Annotated in this window: 11 protein-coding genes; 8 read left to right on the plus strand and 3 right to left on the minus strand. The window is 66.0% G+C overall.

Annotation, left to right across the window (positions count from 1 at the left end; genetic code table 11):
* On the plus strand, positions 1-450 hold a 450-nt coding region (locus ACTJJX_RS34330; RefSeq protein WP_031640057.1), incomplete at its 5' end, for a cbb3-type cytochrome c oxidase subunit I.
* 83 nt (positions 451-533) lie between these two features.
* Positions 534-776, plus strand: a complete 243-nt coding sequence (locus tag ACTJJX_RS34335) for a hypothetical protein (RefSeq protein WP_003093468.1) — start codon at positions 534-536, stop codon at positions 774-776.
* Between the two features lie 15 nt (positions 777-791).
* On the opposite strand, the gene hpaR is transcribed toward ACTJJX_RS34335, so the two are convergent.
* Positions 792-1214, minus strand: a complete 423-nt coding sequence (gene hpaR / locus ACTJJX_RS34340) for a homoprotocatechuate degradation operon regulator HpaR (protein ID WP_003093470.1) — start codon at positions 1212-1214, stop codon at positions 792-794.
* 85 nt (positions 1215-1299) lie between these two features.
* Positions 1300-2508 carry a Bcr/CflA family multidrug efflux MFS transporter gene (locus tag ACTJJX_RS34345; protein ID WP_003159295.1) on the minus strand — a complete coding sequence of 403 codons (1209 nt, stop codon included), beginning with the start codon at positions 2506-2508 and terminating at the stop codon, positions 1300-1302.
* Positions 2509-2872: 364 nt separating this feature from the next.
* Between ACTJJX_RS34345 and ACTJJX_RS34350 the strand changes: the two genes are divergently transcribed.
* Positions 2873-4129 carry an OprD family porin gene (locus ACTJJX_RS34350; protein ID WP_003105682.1) on the plus strand — a complete coding sequence of 419 codons (1257 nt, stop codon included), beginning with the start codon at positions 2873-2875 and terminating at the stop codon, positions 4127-4129.
* A gap of 28 nt (positions 4130-4157) precedes the next feature.
* On the opposite strand, the gene tyrS is transcribed toward ACTJJX_RS34350, so the two are convergent.
* Positions 4158-5396, minus strand: a complete 1239-nt coding sequence (gene tyrS, locus ACTJJX_RS34355) for a tyrosine--tRNA ligase (RefSeq protein ID WP_003105684.1) — start codon at positions 5394-5396, stop codon at positions 4158-4160.
* A 758-nt stretch (positions 5397-6154) separates the two neighbouring features.
* On the opposite strand from tyrS, the gene ACTJJX_RS34360 reads away from it, so the two are divergent.
* The 5 genes from ACTJJX_RS34360 to ACTJJX_RS34380 all read left to right on the plus strand — a co-directional run.
* A complete protein-coding gene (locus ACTJJX_RS34360) occupies positions 6155-6454 on the plus strand; it encodes a hypothetical protein (RefSeq protein ID WP_003093477.1) in 300 nt (99 codons plus the stop codon).
* A gap of 131 nt (positions 6455-6585) precedes the next feature.
* A complete protein-coding gene (locus tag ACTJJX_RS34365; RefSeq protein WP_003113002.1) occupies positions 6586-8379 on the plus strand; it encodes a cholesterol oxidase substrate-binding domain-containing protein in 1794 nt (597 codons plus the stop codon).
* Between the two features lie 308 nt (positions 8380-8687).
* Positions 8688-8987 carry a DUF5862 family protein gene (locus ACTJJX_RS34370; RefSeq protein WP_003093484.1) on the plus strand — a complete coding sequence of 100 codons (300 nt, stop codon included), beginning with the start codon at positions 8688-8690 and terminating at the stop codon, positions 8985-8987.
* A gap of 96 nt (positions 8988-9083) precedes the next feature.
* Positions 9084-10340 (plus strand): HlyD family secretion protein, encoded by a 1257-nt coding sequence (locus tag ACTJJX_RS34375; RefSeq protein WP_003118189.1) that lies wholly within the window; start codon positions 9084-9086, stop codon positions 10338-10340.
* A 9-nt stretch (positions 10341-10349) separates the two neighbouring features.
* A partial coding sequence (locus tag ACTJJX_RS34380; protein WP_303692282.1) for a cysteine peptidase family C39 domain-containing protein occupies positions 10350-11350 on the plus strand: 1001 nt, incomplete at its 3' end.

Genomic DNA, 11350 nt, shown 5'->3' on the forward strand with positions numbered 1-11350 from the left:
ATGATGGCGATCAAGACCGTCAACGCCCTCTCCCACTACACCGACTGGACCATCGGCCACGTCCACGCCGGCGCCCTCGGCTGGGTCGCGATGATCACCATCGGCTCGCTCTACCACCTGATTCCCAAGGTCTACGGGGTCGAGAAGATGCACAGCGTCGGCCTGATCAATGCGCACTTCTGGCTGGCCACCATCGGCACCGTGCTGTACATCGCCTCGCTGTGGGTCAACGGCATTACCCAGGGCCTGATGTGGCGCGCGGTCAACGAGGACGGCACGCTGACCTACTCCTTCGTCGAGTCGCTGGTGGCCAGCCATCCGGGCTTCATCGTGCGCCTGGTCGGTGGCGGGTTCTTCCTCACCGGCATGCTGCTGATGAGCTACAACACCTGGCGCACGGTACGCCAGGCGCGCCCGGAAGGAATCCTCGCGGCGGCCCGCATGGCCTGAGCCGCGACAGCGCGTCCCTTCCCTTCCCGAGCCTCGCCCGCCACGCTGCGGGCAAGGCTCGACAGCCGACGAGGAGAATCATCATGGAATTCAGCTGGAGCGAGATCCTGCTGGAGCTGCTGGCGGTCGCCGTGCTGTTCTTCGGCGTGCATTGGAGCCTGCGCCACGCCAAGACCCTGGACCAGGCGAGCATGCTGCCGTTCGCCGACGACGAGGAGGTGGCCCGCCGGGTCGAGCGGGAAACCGGCAGGAGCCGCACCGGCTGCGGCTGTCCAGGTCGCTGCCAGGGCGACTGCCGGCACTGGGACAAGAATTGGCCGGCATGACGCCGGCCAGTCGCTTCAGGGCTTTATCTTCTTCAGCTCGTTGAGCAGTTCCAGCAACTGCGCGAGCTTTTCCTCGCCGAACCGCTCCTGGATGCGCTGGTAGTTCTTCTCCATGTCGCCGCTCATGGAGACGAAGCACTGCTGGCCCTTTTCCGTCAGGTTCACGTAGACCCGCCGCTGGTCCTTGGGCGCCTTCCAGCGCCGGACGATGCCGTCGCGCTCCAGGCGCGCCAGCACGCCGGTCATGCTCGGGCGCAGGATGCAGGCCTGGTTGGCCAACTGGTAGCTCTCCATCTCGCCCTGCTGGCGCAGGATGCGGATCACCCGCCACTGCTGCTCGGTGAGGCCGTGCTGGTTGAGGGAGGGGCGGAAGAAACTCATCGCGGCTTCGCGAGCCTGCAACAGGGTCAGGGTCAGGGAGGGTCTTGGCGTTGACATAGGGTCCGAGCTTGGATGACTGGTTTCGAAAGTGCAGAAGAGTAGCGGAAAAAACACAGGCTGCATGCGGGTATGCAGAAGGAAATCAACGGTTTCCGCCGTGCAGGGCCAAGCCCAGCGCGAGCAGGCTGCCGACGCCGCAGACGGCCATCACCAGCGCCATCGGCAGCACGCCGGGCAGCGCCAGCCAGCCGACCGCCAGGCTGGCCAGGCAGCCGAGGCCGAACTGCCCGGACACCGCCACCGCCGAAGCCGCCCCGGCCTGTCCGGGATACAACGCCAGCAGGCTGGCGATGCAGTTGGCGCCGAGCAGGCCGGTGACGCTGACGAAGCACAGCAGGCCGGGCACCAGCGCCCACAACCCGCCCCGCTCGCCGAGCGCCGCATAGCCGAGGAGGAACAGCCCGGACACGCAGGCCAGCAGGCTGCCGGCCCGCAGCAGCGGCCGCGGACCGTGGCGGCGCACCAGGCGCGCGCTGCACCAGGTGGCGAGCATCACGCCGAGGATGTTCAGGCCGAAGAACCAGCCGAAGCGCTCCGCGCGCACGCCGAAATGCTCGATGAACACGAAGGGCGCGGCGCTGATGTAGGCGAACATCCCGGCGAACGCCAGCCCCATGCACAGCACGTAGCCCAGCGCGCGACGGTCGCCGAGCAGCCGCCCATAGGCGAGAAAGGCCTGGGCCAGGCTGCCGCCGCGGCGCTCCGGCGGGTGGCTTTCGGCGACCCGCCAGACCGCCAGCAGGCAGAGCCCGGCGAACAGCGCCAGGACCACGAACAACGCGCGCCAGCCGGCCCAGAGCATCAGGTAGCCGCCGAGCAGCGGCGCGGCCAGCGGTGCCAGCATGGTCACCATGTGCATCAATGCCAGCATCCGGGCGGCCTCGCCCAACGGATAGAGGTCGCGCACCATGGCCCGCGCCAGCACCGACGCGGCGCCGCCGCCGAGGGCCTGGAGCACCCTCAGCAGGACCAGTTGCCCCGCGCTGTCGGCCAGCGCGCAGGCCAGGCTGCTGAACAGGTACAAGGCGATACCGGCCAGCAGCACCGGGCGCCGGCCGAAACGGTCGGACAAGGGGCCGTAGAACAGCATGCCGACGCAGAAGCCGACCAGGAAGCCGCTGATGCTCCGCTGCACCTGGGCATCGCTGGCGCCGAGATCGGCGGCGATCGCCGGCAGGCTCGGCAGGTACATGTCGATCGACAGCGGGCCGAACGCCACCAGCGCCGACAACAGCAGCAACAGGCGTCGTTCGCCGCTTCCGACCTGAATCCTCGATGCACTCGCAGGCACGCTCGCCCTCCTCTTCTTCGCCTTTCGGTCCAGACGACACCGCCGTGCACGCGGATGCAAGTTCGCCGTCCGGGAAATCCTCGCGCCGCGACCTCGTTCACCCTGGCAGCGCGCGGGCCTGGCTCCTTTCGCGGGCCGACAACGTTAACAGATTAACCAAATGCGCAGAAGGCGAAAGATTCCAGGCTGGCTTCGCTCTCCAGCGCCTTACCGTCAATGCTCGATGAGCATGGAAAGGGGCAGAGGCTAGCGAAGCTTCCGGGAGGATCGCCAACACTTCATTAACAAGTTAACAATATGCTAAAACTCACCGTGCAATCGGCGTCACCCATACCTACAAGAACAACAACCAAGGGAAGAATCGATGATCACGGCATGCCCCCGCCCGTGCGCCTGGCGCAGCTATGCGCTTGGCCTCGGCCTCCTGCCCCTCGCCGCGCAAGCGGAATTCCTCGCGGACAGCAGCGCCCACCTCGACCTCCGCAACTTCTACCAGTTGCGCGACTACCGCCAGCACGATGCGCCCCAATCGCAGGCCGGCAACTGGTCGCAGGGCTTCGTCCTGCGCCTGCAATCCGGTTTCACCGGCGGCCCGCTCGGCTTCGGCCTGGATGCTACCGGGCTGCTCGGCGTCAAGCTCGACTCGGGACGCGGGCGTAGCAACGATGGCACGCTGCCGTTCGGAGCGAATTCGAAGGAGCCGGTGGACGACTACAGTCACCTCGGCCTGACCGCCAAGCTGCGCTATTCGCAGACCCAGCTACAGGTCGGCATCCTCATGCCGCAACTGCCGGTGGCGTTCCGCGACGACGTGCGCCTGTTGCCGCAGACCTTCGACGGCGCGCTGCTGACCTCCAGCGAGATCGAGGGTCTCACCCTCACCGCGGGGCAATTGTGGAAGTCGCGCACTCGCGAGTCGGCCGGCAGCGACGACATGTACATCATGGGCCGCGACAAGGCCCACGCCAGCGACGAGTTCAATCTCGCCGGCGCGACCTACGCCTTCACCCCTCGGCTCAGCGCCAGCTATTACTACGGCCAGCTCAAGGACATCTACCGGCAGCACTATCTCGGCCTGCTGCACACCCTGCCGCTGGGCGAAGGGCTGTCGCTGCGCAGCGACCTGCGCTACTTCGACAGCGGCGAAGACGGCGCGGCGATCTCCGGGCCGGTGGACAATCGCAACCTCAACGCCATGCTCACCCTGCGCGCCGGCGCCCACGCCTTCGGCATCGGTGTCCAGAAGATGATCGGCAACGACGCCTTTCCGGTGCTCAACGGCTACACCACGCCCTACGTGGCCAACCTCATGGCCTACCAGACCTTCACCCGACCGCAGGAGAAATCCTGGCAACTGCGCTACGACTACGACTTCGCCGGCCTCGGCCTGCCCGGCCTGAACCTCATGACCCGCTATGTACAGGGCCGCGACATCGACCGCGGCGCCGGCCGTGCCGACGACAGCGAATGGGAGCGCAACACCGACCTGTCCTACGTGATCCAGAGCGGACCGCTGAAGAGCGTCGCCTTGAAATGGCGCAACATCACCTACCGCAGCCGCTACGGTGCGGACCTGGACGAGAACCGCTTCATCGTCAATTACACGCTAAAGCTCTGGTGAAGCGCGGCCCCTTGGGGCCGCAGGCACCTCAATCCTCGAGTCGCAGGTGCAAATGCTGCTTCTTGCCCAGGCTCAGGCGCAGCCCGTCGACCTCGCCCGCCAGCGGCGCGTCCGGATCGCTGACCGGCGTGCCGTCCAGGCGCAGGCCGCCGCCGGCGGCGAGGCGGCGGACCGCGCTGCGGGAGGGCTGGATCGCGTGTTCCAGCAGCAGGTCGGTCAGCGACAGTCCCTGCGCCAGGCGCGCGCGGGATAGCTTCATCACCGGCAGGCCGCTGTCCCGCGTACCGTCGGCGAACACCCCGCGCGCGGCATCGGCGGCGGATCGCGCGGCGTGCTCGCCGTGCGCCAGGGCGGTGGCGGCATTGGCCAGGACCACCTTCGCTTCGTTCAGCTCGGCGCCCTGCAAGGCGCCCAGGCGGCGCACCTCATCCATCGGCAGTTCGCTGAACAGGGCGAGGAAGCGACCGACGTCGCGATCATCGCAGTTGCGCCAGAACTGCCAGAAGTCGAACGGCGCCAGGCGCTCGGCGTTGAGCCATACCGCACCCTGCGCCGACTTGCCCATCTTGCGCCCGTCACTGGTGGCCAGCAGCGGCATGGTCAGGCCGAACAGCTGGGCGCCGCCCTGGCGTCGCGACAGCTCCACGCCGTTGATGATGTTCGCCCACTGGTCGGCGCCACCGAGTTGCAGGGTGCAGCCGCGCCGGCGCGACAGTTCGACGAAATCGTAGGCCTGCAGCAGGGTGTAGCCGAACTCGAGGAACGACAGCGAATGCTCGCGGTCCAGGCGCTGCCTGATGGCGTCGAAGGTCAGCAGGCGGTTGATCGAGAAGTGCCGGCCGACCCGGTCGAGGAACTCCAGGTAGCCGACGCCGTCCAGCCATTCGGCGTTGTTCACCAGGCTGTCGTCGTGCAGTTCGACGTAGCGCGAGAAAACCCGGGCGATGCCGTCGATATTGGCCTGGATCTGCGCCTCGGTGAGGATCGGCCGGCTCGAATCGCGGAAGCTCGGATCGCCGATCCGGGTGGTCGCGCCACCGATCAGCAGCAACGGGCGGTGCCCGGCCTTCTGTAGCCAGCGCATCAGCATCAGGCCCTGCAGGTGGCCGACGTGCAGGCTGTCGGCGGTGGCGTCGAAGCCCAGGTAGGCGGTTGCCGGACCGGCGGCCAGGTGCGCGGCGAGGCCGTCGCGGTCGGTGCACTGGTGGACGAAGCCACGCTCTTCGAGCAGGGCGATCAGGTCTTGCTGATGGGTCGGGACGGACACGGGTATCTCCTTTGGCACGGTGGATGCCCGAGGAGACAGGTTGGGAGGGAGTTCACCGGACCGCCGCCTCGGGCGGTTCGGGAATGCAGCGACGCATCTACCGCCTCAATGAGGGAGCAGATAGGCGTAATAGCGCTTGAAGGTCAGGGCTGCACGATTCATGCGCGGCACTCTACGCGCCTGTGCCGGGCTGTCAAGACTGGAAAGCGCCTCGACCCGAACCGAAGCACTTCCCCGCAACAGAAGCGCAGCCTGGGAAAGTTTGCCCGCCAGTTATCCGCACAAATTTATGACGCCGGTTTCTCTACTTTGAAAAACAACGCAAGACCGGACATGGACTTCAATAACTCGACCGGAAGAAACCTATCAGCAAGGCAGTTGAATTTTTTCCGAAAGCAATAATTCGATACCTTTCTGGATTGGCGCATCATCTCGTAAAAATAGCGAACCGCTTCCCAGTACCCACGAATATCAATGGATCAGCAATATCCAGATGCTTATCGCGGCATTCGAAAAAACATCGACCAATTCCACTGACAGAATATCGGCGTCATTTGCCTAGCATGGATATTCCAAGTTCACCCTATCAACTTCCCAGATTGACACTCTCGCCGGCAGATCAGTAATTTTCAGCGACCAGCCGGCAAAGTACTTTTCCAGAGCGGCTGGCAACCGATAGTCACTCTATCTTCGCAAACCGATGTTTATGCGAGAGGGCCGGCTATCGCTCAAAACTTGATTGATGAAGGAATAGCGCCATGCAACTCGCCACACTTCAGGAACTGAGCTTCGATGAAATCGACCAGGTATCGGGCGCCGGACTCTTCAGCTTCGTCGGCGATGCCATCGTCGATGTGGTCAAGGTGTCCAACGACCTGCTCAACACGTCGGTCATCTCTTCGGTCGGCAAGGTGTTCAACGCCGTCGGCCTGACCCCCATCCATCAACTGGCCGACACCCTCGGCTACGGCGTGTTCAAGGGCGTCGCCGCGGTCGGCGGCCTGCTCGGCGGCGACACCAGCCGCATCGATTACCACTACGACACCGAGTGGACCTGATCCCAGGACCTCGGCCCGCTCCCGTCGCGGAGCGGGCCTCCACCGTCGCCGGAGACCCGGACGCCCCCGGCGGCGACCTAGGACCCGGCAACCGGGAAGGGGCGACCAGCGCCCCGATCAGGAGAACCGCCATGCACGACCTCATCCAGCACGCCGACGCCTTCGTCGGCGATCCCGACCAGGAATCCGGCGGCCTGTCGCGCCGCAGCTTCCTCGGCAAGAGTGCCACGCTCGGCGCGGTCGGCCTGGTGGCCGGCTGGACCCCGGCCTTCGTCATCCAGCCCGCCGAAGCCGCCGCCAGCAGTTGTCCGGCGCCGGCAGGCTTTCCGGCCGGCCTCGAACTTTATCGGCGGGCGTTCCGCAACTGGTCGGGGGAAATCGCCGCCGACGACCTCTGGAGCTGCGCCCCGCGCACCAACGAAGAGGTTCTCGCGGTGGTCAACTGGGCCTGGCAGAACGGCTTCAAGGTGCGCCCGCGCGGCATGGGTCACAACTGGTCCCCGCTGCTGCTGAAAGGCGGCGAGAACTGCGAGAGCCGCATCGTGCTGGTGGAAACCAGCCGTTACCTGACCCGCGTACGGATCGACGCCCAGGGCGAGTTCGGCCTGTTCAGCGCGCAGACCGGCGTCACCATGGAAGCCCTGCTGAAACAACTGGAGCGGGTCAAGCTCGGCTTCGTCGCCACGCCGGCGCCGGGCGACCTGACCCTCGGCGGGGTGCTCGCCATCGACGGCCACGGCACCGGCATCCCGGCGCAGGGCGAAAGCCGCCTGCCGGGGCAGAGCTACGGCTCCCTGAGCAACAGCATCGTGGCGCTGACCGCGGTGGTCTGGGACGGCGCCGCCGGACAATACGTGCTGAAGACCTTCCGCCGCGACGATCCGGCCTGCGCGCCGTTCCTCGTCCACCTCGGACGCGCCTTCATCGTCGAGGCGACCCTCCAGGCCGGGGTCAACAAGCGCATGCGCTGCCAGAGCTACGTGAACATCCCGGCGAGCGAGATGTTCGCCGCGGCCGGCAGCGGCGGAAGGACCTTCGACAGCTTCCTGCAGAAAAGCGGACGCGCCGAGGCCATCTGGTTCCCCTTCACCGACAAGCCCTGGCTGAAGGTCTGGACGCCGACCCCGCGCTGCCCGTTCGGCGCCCGCGCGGTCAACGGCCCGTTCAACTACCCCTTCTCCGACAACATTCCCAAGGCGCTGTCCGACCTGCTGGCGGCGATCAACACCGGCCACCCGGAACTCACCCCGCTGCTCGGCAAGCTGCAGTACGACCTGGTAGTGGGCGGCATGGCGCTGACCCTGGGCTACGACCTGTGGGGCTGGAGCAAGGACCTGCTGCTGTACATCAAGCCCAGCACCCTTCGCGTCACCGCCAACGGCTACGCGGTGCTGACCCGGCGTCGCGACGTGCAGCGGGTGATCAACGAGTTCTACCTGCAGTACCAGACGATGGTCGCCGCCTACCGCGCCAACGGCCACTACCCCATGAACGGCCCGGTGGAGATTCGCGTCAGCGGGCTCGACCAGCCCGGCGAGTCGATCGTTCCCGGCGCCCAGGTGCCCAGCCTGTCGGCGATCCGTCCGCGCCCCGACCAACCGGAGTGGGACACGGCGATCTGGCTGGACATCCTCAGCCTGCCCGGTACCCCGCAGGCCAATGCCTTCTACCACGAGTTCGAGGCCTGGCTGTTCGACCACTTCAGCGGCGACTACGCCTCGCTGCGGGTGGAGTGGAGCAAGGGCTGGGGCTACAGCCCCGCCGCCGCCTGGGACGAGCCGACGGTGGTCGACCAGTTGGTGGCGCAGTCGCTACGCCAGGGCCTGGTCGCAGACAACGATTGGGACAGCGCGGTGCGCCAGTTGAACGAAGCCGATCCGCATCGGCTGTTCAGCTCGCCGCTGCTCGACCGGCTGATGCCATGAAATGCCGCTATGCGAGGCCGTACTGACTCGGACGAAGAGCGGTTGGCCGGAGCCGATATGAATGAGCCCTCGATACGGCGTTGACTTGTTCAACAGGTCTTATCGAGGTGTCGCACGAACCGGCCTTAATCATTCGCAAAGTTTACCCGGAGTGGCAAACCTTCATCCGCCGAATATTGAAACTCATTGTCAAACGAATTATCGAGCCCATGAAAAACCGCTAATCCTGGCAGTTCATCCCACTCTTTCGGATTAGTACCATCGAATGGCTTTCCAGACTCACGGGAAGCCTAAAGGAGATATATGAAATGAAAGAACTCAATGACATTGAAGTCACCTGCGTTTCGGGTGGAACTCTTTCCGGCATGATCGTAGGCGCCGTCGACGGCGCCGCGACGGGCATGGCAATAGGCGGGAAATGGGGCGGTGCCGGCGGCTTCGGCTTCGGCGCTCTTTCCCAGTTGGTCGGCCTGATCGTGCCAACCGCCATGGGCGCTATTGCCGGGGGCACGGTCGGTCTCTTCACCAATGCAGAGACGGCTGTCGGTTACTTGGGCCAATACCGGGAAAACTTCGGTCCCGGTGATGTAGGCCGCACCACCATCTAATTAGAAAAGTCGCACTCCGGCACTTCATGCGTTTGAACTTTCGCAAGGGTGTCGGAGTGTCATGCAAGTATTATTCGAATCCAGGATCCAGCCACCATGTTTCGCCAGGAAGCCCTCGACGCCCAGCATGCCGGCGGCCTGGGCGAGATCGTGCTGATCCGCCCGGTCTCCTTCACTTTTCTCACCCTGCTGGCCGCGGCGATGGCGCTGCTGGTGGTGGGCTTCTTCCTGTTCGGCAGCTACACCAAGCGCAGCACCGTCAGCGGCCAATTGGTGCCCGCCAACGGCCAGGTCAAGGTGCACGCGCCGCAGGCCGGCATCGTGCTGCGCAAGTTCGTCCAGGAAGGCCAGGCGGTACGACGCGGCGAGCGCCTGATGGTGCTTTCCAGCGAACGCTACGGCAGCGATGCCGGCCCGGTGCAGGCCGGTATCAGCAGGCGCCTGGAACAACGCCGCGACTCCCTGCGCGACGAACTGGAAAAGCTTCGCCGCCTGCAAGACGACGAGCGCGACAGCCTGACCAGCAAGGTCGCCAGCCTGCAGCGCGAACTCACCACCCTCGCCGCCCAGACCGACAGCCAGCAACGCCTGCTGGCGCTGGCCAGCGACGCCGCCGCGCGCTACCAGGGGCTGATGGACAAGGGCTACATCTCCATGGACCAGTTGCAGCAGCGCCAGGCCGAGCTGCTCGGCCAGCGCCAGACCCTGCAAGGCCTGGAGCGCGAACGCACGTCGCTGCGGCAGCAGTTGACCGAGCGCCGCAACGAACTCGCCGGGCTTTCCGCGCGCCAGGCCAACCAGCTCGCGGAAACCCGCCGCCAGCTCAGCGCGGTGGAGCAGGACCTGGCCGAAAGCGAAGCCAAGCGCACCTTGCTGGTCACCGCGCCGGAGAGCGGCATCGCCACCGCCGTGCTCGCCGAAGCCGGGCAGACCGTCGACAGCTCGCGTCCGCTGCTGAGCATCGTTCCCGCCGACACCCCGTTGCAGGCCGAACTCTACGCGCCGAGCAAGTCCATCGGTTTCATCCGGCCGGGCGACGCGGTGCTGATCCGCTACCAGGCCTATCCGTACCAGAAGTTCGGCCAGTACCACGGCAAGGTGCAGTCGATCTCCCGCGCCAGCGTCTCCTATGCCGAGCTTTCCAGCATGGTCGGCGGCGTACCGGGGCTCGGCCAGGATGGCGAGCAGCTGTACCGGCTGCGGGTAACCCTCGACGACCAGGCGGTGACCGCCTACGGCCAGCCGCGTCCGCTGCAGAGCGGCATGCTGCTGGACGCCGACATCCTCCAGGACACCCGGCGCCTCTACGAATGGGTGCTGGAACCGCTCTACAGCCTGACCGGCAAACTCTAGGAACGACCCATGGCCTTTCTCGACGCTCTCGCCCTGCGCCTGGGCCGCCGCCTGCCGCTGGTGCTGCAGACCGAAGCCACCGAATGCGGCCTGGCCTGCCTGGCGATGATCGCCGGCTACCACGGCCACCATACCGGCCTGATGGAACTGCGCCGGCGCTTCTCCGTATCGCTCAAGGGCATCTCCCTCAAGCAACTGATCCAGACCGCCCACCGCCTCGGCCTGGGTACCCGCGCGGTGAAGCTCGACCTCGGCGACCTCGGCAAGCTCAAGCTGCCCTGCGTGCTGCACTGGAACTTCAACCACTTCGTCGTGCTCAAGGCGGTCGACGGGCGCGGCGCGGTGCTCCACGACCCCGCCCACGGCCAGCGCCGGCTGGGCCTGGAGGAAGTCTCGCGGAGCTTCACCGGGGTAGCCCTGGAACTCTGGCCGGAGAGCGGCTTCGAGAAACAGGAGGCGCCGCCGCGGATCAAGCTGCTGGGCATGCTCGGCAAGGTCACCGGGCTGTACCGCTCGCTGGCCCAGGTGCTGCTGCTCGCCGGCGCGCTGGAAGTGTTCTCGCTGATCAGTCCGTTCTTCCTGCAATGGACCATCGACAACGTCATCGTCAGCGAAGACCGTGACCTGCTCAGCACCCTGGCCATCGGCTTCGGCCTGTTGCTGCTGATGCAGCAGGCGGTCAGCGGGGTGCGCGCCTGGGTGATGATGCACATGAGCACCCTGCTCGGCGTGCAGTGGCAGGCCAACGTCTTCAGCCACCTGCTGCGGCTGCCCGCGCAGTATTTCGAGAAGCGCCACCTGGGCGACGTGGTGTCGCGCTTCGGCGCGGTGAACAGCATCCAGCAGACCCTCACCGCGGCCTTCCTCTCGGCGGTGCTGGACGGCCTGATGACCGTCGCCACCCTCGGCATGATGCTGCTCTACAGTCCGCCACTGGCGGCCATCGCCATCGCCGCCATGAGCCTCTACGCCCTCGGCCGCTGGATCTGGTACCGGCCGTTGCGCAACGC

Origin of the sequence: Pseudomonas sp. 22490, from assembly GCF_052044465.1 — a bacterium.
Taxonomy (GTDB): Bacteria; Pseudomonadota; Gammaproteobacteria; order Pseudomonadales; family Pseudomonadaceae; genus Pseudomonas; species Pseudomonas aeruginosa.

Coding starts and splice junctions, on each gene's coding strand:
- ACTJJX_RS34335 (WP_003093468.1), top strand. CDS start 534: ATGGAATTCAGCTGGAGCGAGATCCTGCTGGAGCTGCTGGCGGTCGCC.
- hpaR (WP_003093470.1), bottom strand. CDS start 1,214: ATGTCAACGCCAAGACCCTCCCTGACCCTGACCCTGTTGCAGGCTCGC.
- ACTJJX_RS34350 (WP_003105682.1), top strand. CDS start 2,873: ATGATCACGGCATGCCCCCGCCCGTGCGCCTGGCGCAGCTATGCGCTT.
- ACTJJX_RS34360 (WP_003093477.1), top strand. CDS start 6,155: ATGCAACTCGCCACACTTCAGGAACTGAGCTTCGATGAAATCGACCAG.
- ACTJJX_RS34365 (WP_003113002.1), top strand. CDS start 6,586: ATGCACGACCTCATCCAGCACGCCGACGCCTTCGTCGGCGATCCCGAC.
- ACTJJX_RS34370 (WP_003093484.1), top strand. CDS start 8,688: ATGAAAGAACTCAATGACATTGAAGTCACCTGCGTTTCGGGTGGAACT.
- ACTJJX_RS34375 (WP_003118189.1), top strand. CDS start 9,084: ATGTTTCGCCAGGAAGCCCTCGACGCCCAGCATGCCGGCGGCCTGGGC.